The organism is Arthrobacter sp. BI5, assembly GCF_056680065.1.
On record NZ_CM155264.1, the window covers coordinates 1,815,233 to 1,834,102 of the forward strand.

The 18,870-nt window shown below is 67.9% G+C and carries 18 protein-coding genes; 10 read left to right on the forward strand and 8 right to left on the reverse strand.

Features of this window, described 5'->3' with window-relative positions; all coding sequences use genetic code 11:
* Positions 1-56 precede the first annotated feature (56 nt).
* Positions 57-584, reverse strand: coding sequence for a DUF427 domain-containing protein (locus AC1MED_RS08230; RefSeq protein ID WP_479786396.1), 528 nt, complete (start codon positions 582-584; stop codon positions 57-59).
* 136 nt (positions 585-720) lie between these two features.
* On the opposite strand from AC1MED_RS08230, the gene AC1MED_RS08235 reads away from it, so the two are divergent.
* Positions 721-1,182, forward strand: a complete 462-nt coding sequence (locus tag AC1MED_RS08235; protein ID WP_479786398.1) for a GatB/YqeY domain-containing protein — start codon at positions 721-723, stop codon at positions 1,180-1,182.
* A gap of 46 nt (positions 1,183-1,228) precedes the next feature.
* On the opposite strand, the gene AC1MED_RS08240 is transcribed toward AC1MED_RS08235, so the two are convergent.
* From AC1MED_RS08240 to AC1MED_RS08255, 4 genes are all read right to left on the reverse strand, one after another.
* Positions 1,229-2,941, reverse strand: a complete 1,713-nt coding sequence (locus tag AC1MED_RS08240; RefSeq protein ID WP_479786400.1) for an ABC1 kinase family protein — start codon at positions 2,939-2,941, stop codon at positions 1,229-1,231.
* A 5-nt stretch (positions 2,942-2,946) separates the two neighbouring features.
* Positions 2,947-3,489: a PadR family transcriptional regulator gene (locus tag AC1MED_RS08245; protein WP_479779932.1), complete on the reverse strand. Its 543-nt coding sequence runs from the start codon at positions 3,487-3,489 to the stop codon at positions 2,947-2,949.
* A gap of 195 nt (positions 3,490-3,684) precedes the next feature.
* Positions 3,685-4,113: a GlcG/HbpS family heme-binding protein gene (locus AC1MED_RS08250; RefSeq protein ID WP_479786402.1), complete on the reverse strand. Its 429-nt coding sequence runs from the start codon at positions 4,111-4,113 to the stop codon at positions 3,685-3,687.
* On the reverse strand, positions 4,110-6,296 hold the full coding sequence (locus AC1MED_RS08255) for a malate synthase G (protein ID WP_479786404.1): 2,187 nt from the start codon (positions 6,294-6,296) through the stop codon (positions 4,110-4,112). The genes AC1MED_RS08250 and AC1MED_RS08255 overlap by 4 nt, the downstream gene beginning before the upstream one ends.
* 267 nt (positions 6,297-6,563) lie before the next feature.
* On the opposite strand from AC1MED_RS08255, the gene AC1MED_RS08260 reads away from it, so the two are divergent.
* The 5 genes from AC1MED_RS08260 to AC1MED_RS08280 all read left to right on the forward strand — a co-directional run bounded on the left by AC1MED_RS08260 (position 6,564) and on the right by AC1MED_RS08280 (position 12,780).
* Positions 6,564-8,318, forward strand: a complete 1,755-nt coding sequence (locus AC1MED_RS08260) for an L-lactate permease (RefSeq protein ID WP_479786406.1) — start codon at positions 6,564-6,566, stop codon at positions 8,316-8,318.
* A gap of 186 nt (positions 8,319-8,504) precedes the next feature.
* Complete coding sequence (locus AC1MED_RS08265; protein ID WP_479782691.1) at positions 8,505-9,794, forward strand: FAD-binding oxidoreductase; 1,290 nt, start codon at positions 8,505-8,507, stop codon at positions 9,792-9,794.
* A gap of 158 nt (positions 9,795-9,952) precedes the next feature.
* Positions 9,953-10,708, forward strand: coding sequence for an IclR family transcriptional regulator (locus AC1MED_RS08270; protein WP_479779937.1), 756 nt, complete (start codon positions 9,953-9,955; stop codon positions 10,706-10,708).
* A gap of 48 nt (positions 10,709-10,756) precedes the next feature.
* Positions 10,757-11,695: an NAD(P)-dependent oxidoreductase gene (locus AC1MED_RS08275; protein WP_479786408.1), complete on the forward strand. Its 939-nt coding sequence runs from the start codon at positions 10,757-10,759 to the stop codon at positions 11,693-11,695.
* On the forward strand, positions 11,692-12,780 hold the full coding sequence (locus AC1MED_RS08280) for a tartrate dehydrogenase (RefSeq protein WP_479786410.1): 1,089 nt from the start codon (positions 11,692-11,694) through the stop codon (positions 12,778-12,780). Before AC1MED_RS08275 ends, AC1MED_RS08280 begins: the two co-directional genes overlap by 4 nt.
* 57 nt (positions 12,781-12,837) lie before the next feature.
* Here the strand turns inward: AC1MED_RS08280 and AC1MED_RS08285 are convergent, their stop codons facing one another.
* Positions 12,838-13,596, reverse strand: coding sequence for an isocitrate lyase/PEP mutase family protein (locus AC1MED_RS08285; RefSeq protein ID WP_479786413.1), 759 nt, complete (start codon positions 13,594-13,596; stop codon positions 12,838-12,840).
* Between the two features lie 160 nt (positions 13,597-13,756).
* On the opposite strand from AC1MED_RS08285, the gene AC1MED_RS08290 reads away from it, so the two are divergent.
* Positions 13,757-14,566 (forward strand): chitosanase, encoded by an 810-nt coding sequence (locus AC1MED_RS08290; protein WP_479786415.1) that lies wholly within the window; start codon positions 13,757-13,759, stop codon positions 14,564-14,566.
* Positions 14,567-14,598: 32 nt separating this feature from the next.
* Here the strand turns inward: AC1MED_RS08290 and ligD are convergent, their stop codons facing one another.
* Both ligD and AC1MED_RS08300 read right to left on the reverse strand, forming a co-directional pair.
* Positions 14,599-15,840: a non-homologous end-joining DNA ligase gene (gene ligD / locus AC1MED_RS08295; RefSeq protein ID WP_479786418.1), complete on the reverse strand. Its 1,242-nt coding sequence runs from the start codon at positions 15,838-15,840 to the stop codon at positions 14,599-14,601.
* Between the two features lie 67 nt (positions 15,841-15,907).
* Entirely contained in the window at positions 15,908-17,074 is a 1,167-nt protein-coding gene (locus AC1MED_RS08300) for a cytochrome P450 (protein WP_346958262.1), read from the reverse strand.
* A 264-nt stretch (positions 17,075-17,338) separates the two neighbouring features.
* Between AC1MED_RS08300 and AC1MED_RS08305 the strand changes: the two genes are divergently transcribed.
* The 3 genes from AC1MED_RS08305 to crcB are packed head-to-tail and all read left to right on the forward strand — an operon-like array spanning position 17,339 to position 18,809.
* Complete coding sequence (locus AC1MED_RS08305) at positions 17,339-17,890, forward strand: universal stress protein (RefSeq protein ID WP_479786420.1); 552 nt, start codon at positions 17,339-17,341, stop codon at positions 17,888-17,890.
* Positions 17,887-18,435, forward strand: coding sequence for a fluoride efflux transporter FluC (locus tag AC1MED_RS08310; protein ID WP_479786423.1), 549 nt, complete (start codon positions 17,887-17,889; stop codon positions 18,433-18,435). The genes AC1MED_RS08305 and AC1MED_RS08310 overlap by 4 nt, the downstream gene beginning before the upstream one ends.
* Positions 18,436-18,440: 5 nt before the next feature.
* Complete coding sequence (crcB, locus tag AC1MED_RS08315; RefSeq protein WP_479786615.1) at positions 18,441-18,809, forward strand: fluoride efflux transporter CrcB; 369 nt, start codon at positions 18,441-18,443, stop codon at positions 18,807-18,809.
* Positions 18,810-18,870: the final 61 nt, after the last annotated feature.

Sequence of the window (18,870 nt, forward strand, 5' to 3'; positions counted from 1 at the left end):
CCGGTCCCGGTGAGCCGGGAGGACCAACCCGCCGGTTCAGCGCGGGAGCCGGATCCTCACCACCCGGACGTGCCCGGGCCGCCCTTGAACGGACCCACAATGTTCCTGGTGATCCAGCCGCCGTAAAAGTCGCCTTCCTGGGAGGTCACCCGCTCGCCGTTGACCTCGCAGGAGTCCATGTGGCCCGGGTAGAGGGCCACCCGGGTGCTGAGCGCCTCGAAACCGCGGGCGGGTTCCGGGTAGGTCCACGCGCCGCGGGGAACGACGACTCCGCCGGCGACGACGTCGAAGTAGTGCGCTTCGCCCTTGAACTCGCAGAAGCTGGTGCCCCCGACCGGGACCAGAACACCGGCGGGGAATGAGCCCAGCGGCAAGTAGTACACCGGGGGATGGCTTGTCTCCAGCACGCGCACGGCATCGGTGGTGTCGGCAATCACCTGGCCGCCGAGCCGCACCGTCACCCGTTCGGACCGCGGCTCCACCCTGGGCGGCCGCGGGTAGTCCCACACGGATTCCTGGCCGGCTGCGGGTTTGATGGGTTGGGGACGACGGCCGAAGCCGGAAAAACCGTGAGCGGGAGTCATGTTCCCATCGTGCCACCTTCCGCCCGAACGCCACCGTGAATCCAGCGCAGGAAACGCCCGACGACGCTATCCGCGCCAGGCTGGGGGAGACTGGCTAGTAGGCCGCCGCGCACCACCGATGAAGAAGAGGAAGACCATGACGCTCAAGGATCAACTGAAAAACGACGTTGTCGCCCACATGAAGACCGGCAATAAGACCGCACTTACGACCGTCCGGAATGTGCTGGGCGAAATCAGCACCCGCGAAAAGTCAGGCAAGACCCCGGTCGAGCTCGATGACGCCCAGGTGACGTCGCTGCTGCAGAAGGAAGCCGCCAAGCGCCGTGACACCGCCCGCATCTACACCGAAGCCGGCGAACCCGACCGCGCCGCTGCCGAGTCCGCGGAGGCGGACATCATCGAGGCGTACCTGCCGAAGGCCCTGACCCGTGCGGAGGTCGAAGCGATCGTCGATGAGGCAATCGCCGCGCTGAAGGCCGACGGCCAGGAGCTCTCCATGCGCTCCATCGGCGCCGTGATGAAGCCGGTCACCGCCAAGGTCGCCGGCCGTTTTGACGGCAAGACCGTCAGCGAGATCGTCCGGGCGCGCCTGGCCTAAGCGGCCTGCGGAAGCAGCGGCAACCGCGGATCCCACTCCGCTGTACTTAGAGGCCGCGGCGCCCCGTCCAGAGCCCGTGCAGCAGCGGAACCACCGACGCGATCATCAGTACGCTGCCGAGCACTGCGTCGTCCGCCCGCACGACGGAACCGGCAATGAGCAGGGCGCCGAAAACCAGGGCCGATGCCGTTCGCTGCGCCGTGCGGTCCAGCCGTGCCAGCTGCCGTTCCAGACGCGGGTTAGCCACCGACAGCGAGCCGTCCTCGATCCGGGTGAGCAGCCGGTCCAGGCGCTTCGGCAGACCCAGCGCCAGCCCGGCGGCGTCGAGCGCCTGCTGGGCCACGTCCTGGACGATGTTGCCACGCTCGTCGCGCAGCAGCTGCGCGGCATAGGGTTCCACCGCGTCCCACAGATTGAACCGGGCATCGAGCGAGCTGGACACCCCCGAGGTCAGTGACATCGCCCGGATGATGAGGAGGAAGTTCTCCGGCAACTGGAAGGGCAGCGAGCGGACCAGGTCGCCGAACTCCACCGCAAAATCAAGGAATTCCCGCGGGTCCACCTCACGGAGCTCGGCGAAGCCCATCCCGCCGAACCGGGCAAAGAGGTGCGTCATGGCCCGCTCAAGCTCGGCCGTGTCGGCCGTCGGCAGCAGCACCCCCACATCCCTGACCGCGCTTACCAGGCCTTTGCCGTCACGCGATGCGGCCGCGATGAGAAGTTTCCGCAAGCCGCTGCGGGTCGTGGGAGGGACCTCGCCCATCATGCCGAAATCGATGAACGTCAGCTTCCAGGGACGCCCTGCGGAAGAATCAATAGCGGGAGTGACAAAGATGTTCCCGGGGTGCGGATCGGCATGGAAAAAGCCGCTGGTGAACATCTGCTCGAACATGACCGACGCGAACACCGGGGCAACCTGCGCGGGATCGATGCCTGCCGCCAGCAGTGCCTCCGAATCCGTGATCTTGATCGCCGTAACGTCTTCGAGGGTCAGTACCCGGCGGGTGCTCCACTCCCAGGCGACGCGTGGCACAGCCACCCGGTCGTCGTCGGCGAAGTCGGCTGCGAAGCGCTCTGCGTTCGCTGCCTCATGCAGGTAGTCGATCTCCTCAAGGCTGATCTGCGCGAACTCCTCCACCAGGGCGGGCATGTCCGCCCGGTCGGCAACCAAACGCACCCGGCTGAGCCAGCCGCCCACCTTGCGCAGCGCCGCCAGGTCGACGTCGACGATCGCGTCGATGCCCGGCCGCTGCACCTTCAACACCACGCTGCGCATCCCGGCCTCGGCGGCGTTGACGGGAAGGAGCTGCGCGCGGTGGGCCTGTCCCAGCGACGCGGCGGCGATCGGCGTCTGATCGACGGAGGCGAAAACCTGGTCCAGCGGCATGCCCAGTTCCGTCTCGGCAAGTGCCCGGATGGCGGCGAACGGGACCGGAGGCACCTCGTCCTGCAGTCCCTCGAGCTCCTTGGTGATCTCGGGCGGAAGCACGTCCAGCCTGGAGGACAGGAACTGGCCCACCTTGATCATGAGGCCGCCCAGCTCCACCGCAAGCACGTGGAAGCGCTGTGCGAACCGCCGCATCCGCTTCGTCCGGGTGCGCCCGGCACTGCCGCCCAGCCCGATGCGGGGGAGGAACAGCTCGAACCACCAGGTCACCGCGAGATGCCACGCAGCGAAGCGCAGGATGCGGCGGTAGCGGGCGCGGGTGTCCCCGGCGCCGGGTACCGGATTTGTCCGGTCCCGACGAACCGATGCCACCCGCGTCAGTCCTGGGCGAGGATCGAATACAGCCGGCGACGTGCCTCGTCGAGCACCGTAACGGCCTGCTTCACCTGCTCCGGCGAGCCGGTGCGACCCACCTGCGCCGCGGCCTGCGCCAGTTCGACGCCGGCCTTCGGCAGTGCCGCGAACCCGGGGCCGGTTGCCTGGCCTGTGGACTCCCACGGTGCCGAGGTGTCGGCACCCGCTACAACCTCCCGGCCCGCCTCGGTCAGCGAGTAGATCTTGCGGCCGTTGGACTCCTCGGCCCGGATCAGCCCCTCATCGGCCAGGAGCTGCAACGTGGGGTAAACGGAACCGGCGCTCGGCTTCCAGCTGCCGCTGCTGCGCTCCTCGATTTCACGGATGATCTGGTAGCCGTGCATCGGCCGTTCCGCGAGCAGGGCAAGCACCGCGGACCGCACCTCGCCGCGTCCCGCGCGGCTGCCGGCGCGCTTCTCAAATCTTGACCGCAGCTCTTCAACGGCCTGCCACATGCCGTCAATGTTGGGGGTGCCGAAGCCGCCGGCCGGGTATGAATTACGCATGCTGGTCTCCTTAATGGATCGCTAACGATACTTAACGATACATTCCGATATACGCGAAACCAATGGCCGGATGGACGGAGCGTGAGAGACGTGCGCCTGTTCCATGCCCGCCCAGAAACAGGCGGGGCCCATGCCTGTCCCGACATGGGCCCCGCCGTCCTTGCGGACTGTGTTCAGCGGATCGGTGCCGGACCGTCAGTCCGCCTGCGGCGTCAGGCCGGCAGCCTTAACCGCCGTCGTGGCGGCGGTCTCGTCATTGTCCGAACTGTCGCCGGTGATCCCGACGGCACCCACGACGGTGCCGTCCTGGTCCCGTACCAGTACGCCGCCGGGAACCGGGATGAGCCGGCCGCCCAGGGCGGCGGTCGCTGCTGAGATGAAATACGCCTGCTGCTCGGCGCGTTCCATGATGGCGCGCGAGCCCATGCCGAGGGCCAGCGCGCCGTAGGCCTTGCCCTGGGCGATCTCAAAGCGGTTGTTTGAGGCGCCGTCCTCGCGTGCGGCGGCGATGACGTGGCCGCCGGCGTCAAGGACGACGACGGTGAGTGGTTTGAACTCACGCTGCCGGCCCGCGGCGAGGGCTTCGTCGATGATGGTCCGTGCGGACTCAAGGGTCAGGTTCATGAGGCGTTCCTTGCCAGATCGTCGGTGTGTTTGTGCGCGGCCCGGCGGCGGTGCAGGACGGGCTCGGTGTAGCCGGAGGGCTGGGTGGCGCCCTCGAGGACTAGTTCGCGGGCGGCGAGGAACGCCTCGCCGTCGAATGCGGGGGACATCGGCGTGTAACCGGGGTCCGAGGAGTTCTGGTCGTCGACGACGGCGGCCATCCGCCGCAGTGATGCCTCCACTTCCTCCCGGGTCACGACGCCGTGCAGAACCCAGTTAGCGACGTGCTGGGAGCTGATGCGGCAGGTGGCACGGTCCTCCATCAGGGCTGTGCCGTGGATGTCGGGCACCTTGGAGCATCCGACGCCGTCGTTCACCCAGCGCACCACGTAGCCCAGCGTGCTCTGGATGTTGTTATCCAACTCGTTGCGCCGGTCTTCTTCGGACCAGTCCGCGGGGTCGCCCACCGGGATGGTGAGCAGCTGCCGCAGGGTGGAGCGGCGCTTTCCGGCGAGCTCGGCCTGCCGGGCATCGACGTCTACCTGGTGGTAGTGGATGGCGTGGAGGGTGGCGGCCGTCGGCGAGGGGACCCAGGCGCAGTCAGCGCCGGCGAGCGGGTGGTTGCCTTTCTGGGCCAGCATGTCCGCCATGTTGTCCGGAGCAGCCCACATGCCCTTGCCGATTTGGGCGCGCCCGCTGAAGCCGCATTCGAGCCCGATGTCGACGTTGGCATCCTCGTACGCCTTGATCCAGCTCGAGTTCCGCATGTCGGCTTTGCGGACCATGGGGCCGGCCTGCATGGAGGTGTGGATTTCGTCGCCAGTGCGGTCCAGGAAGCCGGTGTTGATGAAAGCGACCCGTTCCCGGGCCTCCCGGATGCAGGCCTTCAGGTTTGCCGAGGTCCGGCGTTCCTCGTCCATGATCCCGATTTTCAGCGTGAGCGGATCCAGGCCCAGCACCGCCTCGACGCCGGCCAGCAGCGCGCAGGCGACCGCGACTTCGGCGGGTCCGTGCATCTTGGGCTTGACCACATAGACCGACCCGGTCCGCGAGTTGTGGCCGGCATGCGGCCCGCGCAGGTCGTGGACTGAGCCCAGTCCGGTGAACAAGGCATCGAGGATCTCCTCAGGCACCGGGGCGCCGGAGGCATCGAGCACGGCATCGCTGGTCATCAGGTGGCCCACCTGGCGAATGAGCAGCAGCGAACGGCCGGGCAGCGTCAGCTCCGAGCCATCCGGTGCGGTGTAGACGCGGTCGGGGTTGAGCCGGCGGGTGTGGGTGCGTCCGCCCTTCGTCACGTCAGCGGTCAGGGTGCCCTGCATCAGCTGCAGCCAGTTCCGGTAGCCGTCAACCTTGTCCCCGCCATCGACGGCGGCGACCGAATCCTCGAGGTCCATGATCGTCGTCAGGGCGGATTCGAGGACAATGTCCTTGACCCCGGCCTGGTCGCCGGAGCCGATGGAATGGTTGCGGTCGATCTGGATTTCCACGTGCAGGCCGTGGTGCACGAGCAGCACGGATTCCGGCTGTTCGGCTTCTCCGCGGAAACCGGCGAACTGGGCCGGGTCTGCCAGCCCGGTTTCACCGTCCGGTGTTTCGGCGACGAGCGTGCCGTCCGCGATCCTGTACGCGGTGACGGCGGTGTGGGACCCGCCGGCCAGGGGAGTGTGCTCGTCCAGGAAGCGGCGGCCGAACGCCACGACGGCGGCACCGCGGACCGGGTTGTAGCCGTCCGTCTGCCCGCGCCCCTCGGCGTCGTCGATAGCGTCGGTGCCGTACAGCGCGTCGTACAGCGAGCCCCACCGGGCGTTGGCCGCGTTGGCGGCGAAGCGCGCATTCAGCAGCGGGACCACCAGTTGCGGCCCGGACACGGTGGCGATCTCGGTATCGACGCGGTCCGTACTGATCGTAAACTCGCCGGGTTCCTCGACCAGGTAACCGATCGACCGGAGGAACTCCTCGTATGCCGCCGGGTCCAGGGGCGTCGTACCCTGGGAGCGGTGGTAGTCGTCAATGTGCTGCTGCATCAGCTCGCGGACGTCCAACAGTTCCCGCACGCGCGGCGAGAAGTCAGCCACCAGGGCGGCAGCGCCGGCCCAGAACTGCTCGGCCTCGAGTCCGGTACCCGGCAACGCCTCGTCCCGGACGAAGGCGTAGAGCTCCTCCGCGACGTGGAGTCCGTTCGTCTCCAGATGATTCGGCATCCCGGTCACGCTCCGTTCAATTTCGTATTGCGGAATAAAAATATCGATCTATAAAAGCTAGCCACCCTTGCCCTGGCTGTCAACGGCGTTCCATGACCGGCCCCGACCCTGCACGACCCGCCCGGCCGCTGTTGACTGTGATCTGGATCGCACATATGGTCTATCCACTGAACAAGAGATTAATTTCACCATGCGGAAATTTCGCGCCGCTAAAATCTCGCCGCGGGCTCTTGGCCCACCAATGCTCGACAAAACAAAGGAGTTTTTGTGAGTCCAAGGCTTGAGCCTTTCCAGCAGATTATCGATCCGATCGCCGGGTCCCTGGCCCTCTCGGCGGTGGTTGCCGCGCTCCCGCTGCTGCTTCTTTTCATTCTGCTCGGCGTCTTCCGGGTCAAGGCACCCAAGGCAGCCATTGCCAGCCTGCTGCTCTCGATCGTCCTGGCCATCGTGGGCTGGCGGATGCCGTTCGTCCAGGTCCTCAGCGCCACCGCGCAAGGCGCCTTCTACGCCGTCTTCCCGATCCTCTGGATCCTCATCAACGCCTTGTGGGTCTACAAACTCACGGTCGCGACACCGTGGTTCGAGGTCCTGGGCCGGACCATCAGGTCCATCTCCAACGACCTGCGCATCCTGGCTATCCTGGTCGCGTTCTGTTTCGGCGCGCTGCTCGAGGCGCTGGCGGGCTTCGGCGCACCGGTGGCGATCTCCGGCGCCATGCTCATGGCTGCCGGAATGAAGCCCCTGAAATCAGCCATCGTTGCGCTGCTGGCCAACACCGCCCCGGTCGCTTTCGGAGCGATGGCCGCTCCGATCATTGCCCTGAACGGCGTGACCAACATCCCGCTGCATGACCTCAGCTCCATGGCGGGGCGCCAGACCCCCTTCGTGGCCGTCCTGATCCCGCTTATCCTCGTTTTCATCGTCGACGGCAAGCGCGGCCTGCGGCAGACCTGGCCGGTGGCCCTGGTCTCCGGCATCGTCTTCGGCGTGGCGCAGTTCCTGGCCTCCAACTTCCTCGTCGTCGAACTCACCGATGTCATTGCCGCCATCGCAACGGTCGCGGCGGTCCTGCTCATGCTCAGGTTCTGGCAGCCGGCGGAAATTGTCGGGATGCACGACGTCGGGGGCAGCGACGCCGCCGAAGCGGAACTGGTCAACGCCGGCGCTCCGGCCCGCACCGGCTACGGAACGTCCTCCGGCCTGGGCGGTGTCAGCCGTAACGGTGCCCCGGTGGATACCGGAGCGCCGGCAGGGTCCGCCGGCGCCGCGGTCAGGCCGCCCAACCGCGACGTATGGATGGCTGTTGCACCGTATCTGATCATCATGGCCGTCTTCTCGATTGCCCAGCTCCCGGGCGTGAAAAATTGGCTTACTGCCGTCGGCTCCGTCACCTTCGAATGGCCCGGGATTGATGCCGTGGATCCCGCCGGACACCAGGTTGCCGCGCACAAATTCAAGCTTGACCACCTCAAAGCCACCGGCACGCTGCTCCTGATCTCGGGAATCATCACCATGGCGCTGTACAAGCTCAAGCCCCTGGCGGGAGTGCGGATCTACCGCAACACCCTTTTCCAGCTCCGCTGGACCATCGTGTCGGTCACGTCCGTCCTGGCGCTGGCGTTCGTTATGAACGTCTCCGGGCAGACGAACTCACTGGGCATCGCCCTGGCCTCCGCAGGAGGATTCTTCGCCTTCCTGTCGCCGCTGCTCGGCTGGATCGGCGTGGCGCTCACCGGCTCGGACACCTCGTCCAACTCGCTCTTCGGGCAGCTGCAGGTCACCGCCGCGCAGCAGACCGGGCTTTCGCCGACGCTGATGGCGGCTTCGAACTCCTCGGCGGGTGTGTTGGGCAAGATGCTCTCCCTGCAAAACCTGGCGGTGGCGTCCGCCGCCGTCGGCCTCGACGGGGCGGAAAGTGTCCTGTTCCGCAAGCTGCTGGGCTGGAGCCTGGGGCTGCTGGCCTTCATCACCGTCCTGATCGTCCTGCAGTCCACACCAGTCCTGGGCTGGATGGTCCCCTAGGCAACGGCCGGGGCCCGGTACCACAGGGCTCCGGCGCCGACCTGTCCGGCACGGCCGGACGGAAAACGTTCAAGACACCGATAGAGAGCAGACCTTGTGAGCACTACCGCTAACCAGATCAACACACAGGCCGGGGCGGCGCTCGTCGCCGCGGCCCGGCACGGTTCCTCTGACGTAACCGACCGCATGAACGTCAATACCGACCGGTCCGGATACACGCCCGCGACGCTGCCGGACGGCGTCGTCTATGCGACCAGTATCGACGACGTCGTCGAGACCATGGTCCGTGCGACGGCGGGGCGCATCCCCATCGTGGCCAGGGGCGCCGGAACCGGCCTGGCTGCCGGTTCGGCAGCCCAGGCCGGCGAGATCGTCCTCGACCTGTCGGGCATGAACCGGGTGCTGCGCGTCGACCCGCTCGAGCAGCTCATCGTCGTCGAACCCGGCGTGCTTAATGCCGAAGTCAACGCCGCCGCCGGAGAGCACGGCCTCTTTTACGCCCCGGATCCTGCCAGTACCGCCATCTGCTCCATCGGCGGAAACATTGCCACCAACGCCGGCGGCATGCGGTGCGCCAAATACGGCGTCACCCGCGAGTCCGTGCTGGCGCTGAAGGTGGTCCTGCCGGACGGCCGGGTCCTGGTGACCGGCCGCGAAACCATCAAGGGCGTCACCGGGTACGACTTGAACGCCCTCTTCATCGGCTCGGAGGGGACGCTGGGCGTGGTGGTCGAAGCGACGCTGCGCCTCCGGCCGCTTCCGGTCTCGACCGCGACGGTGGCGGCGTTCTTCCCGGACATTGTCACCGCCGCCCAGGCCGCCTCCGCCATCATCGCCTCCCGCATCACGCCGTCCGTGCTGGAGCTCATGGACGGACCCACCCTGGCCGCCGTCGATGCCGCCCTGGGCACCGACTACCGGAGCCGCGGCGGGGCGTTCCTGCTCGCCCAGACGGACGGGTACGGAGCCTTCCTGGAACAGGACGTGCTGATTCAGGCAATCGAACCCCTCGCCACGTCCTATGAGAAGGCCACGGACCCCGAGCGCACCGCCGAACTGCTGCGGGCGCGCCGCGAGGCGATCCCGTCGCTGGAACTGCTGGGCAACGTCTGCATCGGCGATGTCGGTGTGCCGCGCGGACGCCTCGCCGAAATGGTGACCGGCATTGAGGAAATCTCCCGCCGCACCGGTGTCCGCATCTTCACGGTCGCGCACGCCGCCGATGGCAACCTGCATCCCATGATCGTGCTGGATGAAGGCCAGCCGTCGACTGAAGGACCGGCGAAAGCCGCGCTTGGCCAGATGTTCGAACTGGCCCGCAGCCTGGGCGGCACCCTCACCGGCGAACACGGTGTCGGAATCCTCAAGCGGGACTGGCTGGTCGACGAACTCGGCAGCGAGTCCCTGGAACTGCAGCACGCGATCAAGGGTGTGTTCGATCCGCTCGGAATCCTCAACCCCGGCAAGGGCATCTAGCCGACGACGCTGCTGCCCGGGACCTTGCACCGCGGCGCCCATCCGGCGCCGCGGTGCACTCCGGAAACCGCAGGGCAGCGGTGCTGTATGTTGGGAAGCCAGAGAATATTTCACGATGCGGATATTAGTTGTCGGCAGGGATTTCAGGAGATCGTGCCATGGCAGAACGAGCCCCGGGAGGCGTCCAGTCAGTCGAGCGGGTCTTCGAGCTGCTGGAACTGATTGCCGACGCCGGGGGCGAGGTCATGCTCAGCGAGCTGTCGTCGTCCACCTCCCTGCCGCTTCCCACCATCCACCGGCTCCTCCGGACCATGGTCACGCTGGGCTATGTGCGGCAGTTGCCGAACCGGCGGTACTCGCTGGGACCCCGGCTGATCCGCCTGGGCGAAAGCGCCACCAAGCAACTCGGAGTCCTGGCCCGGCCCCAGCTCAAATCGCTGGTGGACCGGCTGGGGGAGACCTCGAATGTTGCCGTGCTGGACGGGGACATGATCATCTACGTCGCCCAGGTGCCGTCCCGGCATTCGATGCGCATGTTCACCGAAGTGGGGCGGCGCGCACACCTGCATTCCACCGGCGTCGGCAAGGCGATCCTGGCCCAGCTGGACGACGCAGCGGTGCGCGGGATCGTCTCCCGCACCGGAATGCCGACGCCGACCAGCAAGAGCATCGGGGATATCGACACGCTCCTCAAGGATCTGGACATGATCCGCGAGCGGGGCTACTCGATCGATGAAGAGGAACAGGAGATCGGCGTCCGGTGCTTCGCCACCGCCGTGGCCAACGCGCCCACGCCGATGGCAATCTCAGTCTCCGGCCCCGTCTCCCGCGTCGACCAGGCTTTCGCTGACCGCGCAGTTCCCCTCCTGCAGGAGGCCGCCCGGGCCATATCGGAGGAGCTGAACCTCGCCTAGCCCGGCACCTGGTCATCCAGGCCGGATCACGATCGAGAGGACGACAGAATGGACACGAAACGCACGGTGGCGGTGCTGGGCACCGGCATCATGGGGGCCGCGATGGCCCGCAATCTGCTCCGGGCCGGACATGAAGTCCACGTCTGGAACCGCGACCAGGCCAAGACCGTCGCGCTTGCCGAAGCGGGTGCGCAGGTGGCTTCGTCCCCGGCCCAGGCGGTCGCGGGTGCGGATGTGGTGCTGACCATGCTCTTTAATGCTGCCGCAGTGACCGAGGTAGTCCGGCAGGCAGCCACGGGTATCCGGCCAGGCACCGCGTGGGTGCAGTCCACGACCGTCGGTGTGCACGACGCAGCGGCCCTCGCGGACCTGGCCGGCGAGGTCGGCCTGGACCTGGTCGAAGCGCCTGTGTCCGGGACCCGCGAGCCCGCAGAAGCCGGCCAGCTGCTGGTGATCGCGGCGGGACCGGAAGCCGTCCGCGAGCGAGTGGCGCCGGTTCTGGACGCCATCGGCGCGCGCACGATCTGGACCGGGGAAGACCCGGCTGGGGGCTCGGCCACCCGGCTCAAACTTGTGGTGAACAGCTGGGTCATTGCCGCCTCAAACGCTGCCGGGGAGATCCTCGCCCTGGCCGAAGCCCTCGGGGTGGACCCCCGCCAGTTCTTTGACCTGATCGACGGCGGCGGCCTCGACCTGCCGTTCCTGCGGACCAAGGCGGGCCTGATCCTAGATGACCGGCTGGAACCGGCGTCCTTCGCGGTCGACACCTCGCTGAAAGATGCCCGCCTGATCCTCGACGCCGCCCGCGGACTCGGTCTTCGCCTTGACGGCGCCGAGGCCTCTGCCGCGCGTCTGGAGCGGGTCGCCGCGCAAGGCCGTGCCAAGCAGGACATGGCCGCCGCGTACTTCGCCAGCACTGAGCAGGACCCTGGTTCGCACGACGATTCTGGCCGGGGCGCCATGCCCCGAGGGGAGGTAACCCGATGACCCGGACGCACAAGATTGCCGTCATTGCCGGAGACGGCATTGGGCAGGAGGTTGTCCCGGAGGGCATCCGGGCCCTGAAAGCGGCGGCAGAGGCCTTCGACTTTAAGGTGCAGACCACGGACTTCGACTTTGCCAACGCCGACTACTACCTCAAGCACGGCACGATGCTGCCGGACAACTGGTTCGATCAGCTCAGCGGCTTCGACGCCATCTTCTTCGGCGCTGTCGGCGCCCCGGAAACGGTGCCGGACCACATATCGCTGTGGGGAAGCCTGCTCCAGTTCCGGCGCCATTTTGATCAGTACGTCAACCTGCGGCCGGTGAAGCTGCTGGCCGGCGTCAAGAGCCCCCTCGCGGACCGGGTTCCCGGGGACATCGACTTCTACGTGGTCCGGGAGAACACCGAGGGTGAATACTCCAGCATCGGCGGCCGGATGTTCGAGGGGACCGACAGGGAAACAGTCATCCAGGAAACAGTCATGACCAGGACGGGAGTGGACCGCATCCTGAAATATGCGTTCACCCTCGCCGACAGCCGTCCCAAGAAGCACCTGACCTCGGCCACCAAAAGCAACGGGATCTCGATCACCATGCCGTACTGGGACGAGCGGGTCGAACTAATGGCGCAAAACTTCAGCGACGTCAGGACCGACAACTACCACATCGACATCCTGACAGCGAACTTCGTCCTGCATCCCGAACGGTTCGACGTCGTCGTCGCCAGCAACCTTTTCGGCGACATCCTCTCCGACCTGGGACCCGCCTGTACGGGCACCATCGGCATCGCGCCCAGCGGCAACATCAACCCCGAACGCCGGTTCCCCAGCCTCTTCGAACCGGTCCACGGATCAGCCCCCGACATCGCCGGCCAGGGCATCGCCAATCCCGTGGGCCAGATCTGGAGCGCAGCGATGATGCTGCAGCACCTGGGCGAAGATGCCGCCGCTGCCACAGTTGTGCGGGCCTTCGAGAACGTCCTGGCCAGGGGAGGGGAATCCCTCACCCCCGACCTGGGCGGCAGCGGCAGCACAGAACTGCTGGGCAGGGCCATCGCGGACGAAATCCGCGCCGTAGCCGGCAGTTGACAGCCGGGCCATTGACACCCGGGCCCGGCGGTGCCAGCCACGCCCGCGGGCCGGCGGTCAGTCCGTTTGGCGCTGGCTGAACGCGACCAGACGCGCCTGCATCTCCCAGTAGGGGGTGGCGGCTGGCGCCTGCTTGCCGTCGCGCAGGGCGGTGGCCACATTCACCGCCGCGTCAACGGCTGCGCGGTACGGCAGCGAGCCTGAACTCACCCGCCGGACCCCCAGGTCACCCAGCTCGACAACACTCAGGGTGGGATGTGCCAGCAGGTTGACCGGCAGCCCGATGCCGGCGGTGACGGCCCGGATGTCCTCCGGAACCACGAGGCCGGGGACGAAGATCCCGTCCGCGCCGGCGTCGGCGTACACGCCGGCACGGTGCAGGACGGCATCCACCGTGGCCTCTTCGCCGAACCAGATATTGTCCACCCGGGCGTTGAGGAAGATGGCCGGGCTGCGCCGTTTGACGGCGGCCACCTTGCCGGCGAAGGCCGCCGGGTCCACCAGGTGCCCGTCCGTGCTGTCCTCCAGGTTGACCCCGGCAACGCCCACACTGGCCAGCCGGGCGACGAGGTCGGCAACCTCGGCGGGGTCATCGGAGTAACCGTCCTCGATGTCCGCGGTGATGTGGACGGGCAGGCGGCACAGCTGCGCCGCCAGTGCGGCGGTGACCGCCTTGCTGGACCGGCCGCCGTCCGGCAGGCCGGCACTTGCCGCGATGCCGAAGCTGGTGGTGCCGACGGCCGGGAATCCCGCCGTCGCAAAGGCCAGAGCGGATCCGACGTCCCACGCATTGGGCAGCAGGAGTGGCTCCGTCATGTGGTGGAGTTCCCGAAAAGTAGCCATTGATATTCCCGTCCCTGCCGGCCAAATGGTGGATTCCCCATTAGTTTAACTGCGCTGACCAGTGCCGGACGGTCCCTGTTCCGGTGGCTGGCGGGCTGTTAGTCTCGGGGTCACGACGAGTTCGGGAGGCCTGATGTGGGATCGACTGCGGGGACTGCTCGGCGGGCAGGACAGCCCTGAGGCCCGGGCCCGGCCCCGGGGCGACATTGCCGACCCGGCATTCAAGGAGATTGCGCTCCAGCTGACGTCCACCGCCGAGAACTCCACGCCTGACTGGACCACCTCGTTCGGCTACATCGAGGACATCGATGACGGGCGGGGCTACACCGGCGGCCTCGTGGGCTGGTGCAGCGGCACCGGCGACATGCTCGAGCTCGTCCAGGCCTACACCCATGCCGCCCCGGGAAATCCGTTGGCCCAGTACCTGCAGCAGCTGGAGCAGATAATGGACGCCCCCTACAAGGACCGCCCTGCGCTGAGCCACCGGCTCCTTGATCCGTCCTTTCCGGCGGACTGGAAGAGGGCGGCGGATGACCCTGCTTTCCAGCGGGCCCAGCAGGAGGAACGGGACCGCGTCTACTGGGGGCCGGCGCTGCAGGAAGCCGTCCGGGACGGGGTCGGGCCGCTGGGGCTTGCGATTTACTACGACGTGTCGGTCAATCACGGGCCAGGGGACGACGACGAATCGTTCGGCGGCATTTTGGCGGCGGCCCGGAAGGCGCACCACCCCCCGGCCCGGGGCGGGGACGAGTCGACGTACCTCGCCGCCGTGGTGGAGGCCCGGGTGAAGGTCCTCAAGGCCTGGGGCGACTACCAGCGCCATGGGCGCCAGGACATCCACAGGAGCCTTCTGGAGGCCGGCAACCTGGAGCTTGTTCCGCCGTTCAGCTGGTCCGTCTACGGCGACCGCTTTGAAATCGGTTCGACGCCGCCACCTCGGTAGGCAGCCCGGTTCCCTTGCCGGCTCCGGATGCCTCAGGGCCCGGGCCGCCTCGGCCACTCTTTGCCCGCCCAGGGGTCGTAGTCCGCGATGAGCTCCTGCGGCGGCCGTTTGCTTTCCGGGACGTGCTGGAGGTTCACCCGCACCCGGTACCAGAGCGAACTCGAACCGCGCATTCCGTCGACCAGAATGTCGGCCGGATGCAGGTCCGGGACGAGGTCCGCGTGCCGGGTCTTCCATTCATCAACCGCCGCCAGCGCCTCCGGTTTGGTTTTGGTGCGCGCCACTTCGATCAGCGGCATGACCGACTGACGGCGGCCGGAGCCGTCGACGCCGCGGGGCGGCTTCTCGGCGGGGCCGAGCTCGGCGGCGAGGGCCAGGAGTCCGTCGAGTGAGCCGACCGCGTCGTCGATGCCTTCATGGGGGTCTCCGACGTCGGCGAACCGCCCGGGAACCGTCAGCACCGTGAAGTGTTCGGGCCGGGTCGAGCGGACCTCCTCCCAGGTCAGCGGCGCCGAGACCCGCGCGTCCGGCACCGGCCGGATGGAGTACGCCGACGCCACGGTGCGGTCCTTGGCGTTCTGGTTGAAGTCGACAAACACGCTCTCCCCGCGCTCCTCCTTCCACCACCGCGCCGTGGCGAGGCCCGGCGCGCGGTTCCCGACCTCGCGGGCGAGGGTCTCCGCGGCGAGCCGCACGTCGCGGTAAGACCACCGGGGCGCGATGCGCACCAGGATGTGGAGGCCCCGCGAACCGCTGGTCTTCGGCCAGCCCACCAGCCCGACGTCGTCGAGCACCTCCCGCGCGACATAGGCGACGTCGACGATTTGGGGCCAGCCGACTCCCGGCATGGGGTCCAGGTCCACCCTCAGCTCGTCGGGGTGTTCCAGGTCCCCGGCGCGCACCGGGTGCGGGTTGAGGTCCAGGCACCCGAGGTTCACCACCCAAGCCAGCCCCGCGGCATCCCGGATGACGGCTTCTTCGGCTGAGGTCCCCGACGCGTAATGCAGCGTCGTCGTGTCGATGAAGTCCGGGTGGTTTTCCGGCACGCGCTTCTGGAAGAACGGCTCGGCGTCGATCCCTTTGGGGAAGCGCTTGAGCACCATGGGCCGTCCGCCGGCTCCCCGCAGCGCCCCATCGGCGACGGCGAGGTAGTAGCGGACCACGTCGAGCTTGGTCAGCCCCGGCTCAGGGAAGACCACTTTGTCCGGGCTCGAGATGCGAACCTCGTTCCCGGCAATAGTGAGGATCTCCGCGGGGGTCTTCGACGGGTTCATTCCGCCACGCTAGCAACGATCCCACATCCCGGCCAGAGCCGCTGCGCCGTCTGCTGGCACAGGCAAGTCAGGCTGCCTGCCAGCTGACCGGGAGCGACTTCAGGCCGTAAACGATGGTGCTGTCCATGCGTTGGAGGTCCGCCCCCGGGGCCAGGGCCAGGCCCGGCAGCCGGGACAAGATGGCCTGCAGCGCTGTCCTTGCTTCAAGGCGCGCCAGCGGGGCGCCCAGGCAGAAGTGGATGCCGTGGCCGAACGCCAGATGCCGGAGCTGGTCCCGGTCGATGTCGAATTCGGCGGCGCGCTGGAATTGCCGGTCGTCGCGGTTCGCCGAGCCGATCCAGGCCACCAGCGGGGCGCCGGCCGGGATCCGGACGCCGCCCAGGGTGGTGTCGGCAACCGCGATCCGGTACATGGACTGGACGGGGGAGCGGAAGCGGAGCACTTCTTCGATGGCCTGGGGAAGCAGTGCCGGTTCGCGCCGCAGCCTCTCGATGGTGCCGGGCAGTTCGGTGAAGCAAAGGACCGCGTTGCCTATCAGGTTGGTGGTTGTTTCATTGCCGGCGACCAGCAGCAAACTGCAGAAACCCAGCAGTTCGCCCACGCCCAGTTTTTGCCCGTCGATTTCGGCGGCGAGCAGGCTGCTGATCAGGTCGTTGCCGGGCCGGCTCCGGCGCTGTTCGATCAGGTTCAGGAAGTACTGCATCATTTCCTGGTTCGCGGCCTGGTGCTCCTGTGTTGGTGCGCCGGTCCGCGTCTGGCTGACGATCACGTCGGACCACTGCTTGAAACGCTCACGGTCTTCGGCCGGGATGCCCATGAGTTCGGAGATCACGATGACGGGCAGCGGGTACGCCAGGGCCTCGATCAGGTCTGCTGTGCCGAGCGCGGCGATCCCCTCCAGCAGTTCGTCGGTGAGTTCGGCGATGCGGGGAGCGAGGGCGTCCACCGCTTTGGGCGTGAAGGCCTGGGTGACCAGGGAGCGGAGTTGGCGGTGCCGCGGCGGGTCTGTGGTGATCAGGCTGGACGAGAACAGATGGCCGGCCTCGGAGGGATCGTCGCCGCGCATCCGGGAGGAAAACCTCTCGTGTTCGGAAAGGACCCGCTGAACGTCGTCATAGCGGAAGACGTGCCAGCTCCCCGATTGCTCGTCGTGGAAGACCGGTGCGGCCTCCCGCATTCTTTCGTAGGAGGGAAACGGATCGAGCGGATGTTCACTGGCTGCGGCGAAGTCCATGACTGGCCTCTCTGCTCAGCCCGGCCGTGCAGCCTGGCCGCACCGCCGGGGCCTCGGATCAGTTGACCCGGGGAGCCTGATTTTAGCCGACACCCGTCGCGACGTCAGTAGGGGAGCGGTCCCGCGCACGTAAAAGCGCGGCGGACGACAGCGGGACCCCGCCGTCGTCGACTTTGGGCAGCCAGCCGTGGAACGTGAAGCTGCCCGGCGGGTTTAGCCTTGTCATGACGGTGATGGATCCCACCGGGACCGACAGGAGCGCCCATGAACGAACCAGGCAACGAAAGCCGCCCAGCTGCCGTGCCCGCGGCTTATAGCCCGCGCCGGATCACCGGACCCGTGCTGATGGGCGTCGTACCCGGCCAGCCGCTGGCGGTGGCACACCGGGCCGCTGAACTGGCGTTCAGCCTGGACGTCAAGCTGGTCTGCGCCTATGTGGACGTGACGACCTACCTCGCCGAAGAACCGGACGGGCGGGCCGAAGCGCGGCCCATCGATCCGGACGGGATCGACGATGACATCGAAGGGATCAGCGCCGGGATCCGGGAACACCTCCGGGAAGCGCTGGACGCGAGCGGGGTGCGCTGGTCCTTCGTGACCCTCGCAGGGGATCCCGCCCGGGCGCTGGGGCGGCTGGCCGAGTCCACGGATGCGTCCGTGATCGTCGTCGGCACCCGCGAGCGCGGCCTCGGAGCCCGCTTCGAGGAGCTGCTGGTCGGTTCCGTCGCCGTCCATCTGACCCACCGCCAGCACCGGCCCGTCCTGGTTGTCCCGCTCGCCCCGCAGGCCAAACATCATCCGAAGGTGGGCCAGTGACGGAACCGGCCACCCCCGACACCGCAGCAACGGCTCCGCCCGGCGACGTTGACGAAGGGATCCTGGGGGAGGTCCGTGCCCACCGCCCGGTCCACCTGCACCCCGGGTTCGTGCTCGTTGTGGTTGCCGGCGGAATTGTCGGGGCGCTGGCCCGGTACGGTCTGAGCACCGTGCTGCCGTCCCCCGGAGGCTGGCCGCTGCCCACCCTGGTCATCAACCTGGCCGGAGCGTTCCTGCTCGGCGTCCTGCTCGAGGCACTGGTCCGCCGCGGCCCCGACGCCGGGCGGCTGAGGATCGTCCGCCTGCTCGCCGGCACCGGATTTATGGGTGCGTTCACCACCTACAGCACCCTGGCCCTGGAGGCCAACAACCTGCTCGGGGCGGGCCGGACCAGCGACGCGCTGGTTTATCTCGCCGCCACGCTGATCGGCGGAGCCGTGGCCACCGTCGCGGGGATCCGGTCCGCCGCGGCCCAGCACTCCCGGTTCACGGCCCGACGTCGGCAATCAGCCCCCGGGCGTGACCGGCAGGAGGGCCAGCGGTGAACGTCCTGACCATTGTGCTGCTCGGCCTCGCCGGCGGGCTGGGCGCCGGGACCCGTTTTGTGGTGGACGGGCTGGTCCGTTCCAAACTCCGGACCGCCCTGCCGGTGGGCACCATCGCCATCAACATCACCGGGTCCTTCCTGCTGGGGCTGGTTGCCGGAGCGGTCATCGTCCACGCGGCCCCCGCCGAGCTGCAGGCCATCGCCGGCACCGGCTTCCTGGGCGGCTACACCACCTTCAGCACCGCCAGTTTCGAGACCGTCCGGCTCATCCAGTCGGGCCGCACCGGGCTGGCCCTGCTGAACGGCATCGGGACCGCGGCGGCCGCGGTCGGTGCTGCGGCCGCCGGCCTGGCCCTCGCCAGCCTCTTGTAACACCGTCAGGGCCCGGGCGCCGGCAATCCGTCAAAAGCAACGGGGGCCGCCAGTGCCCTGA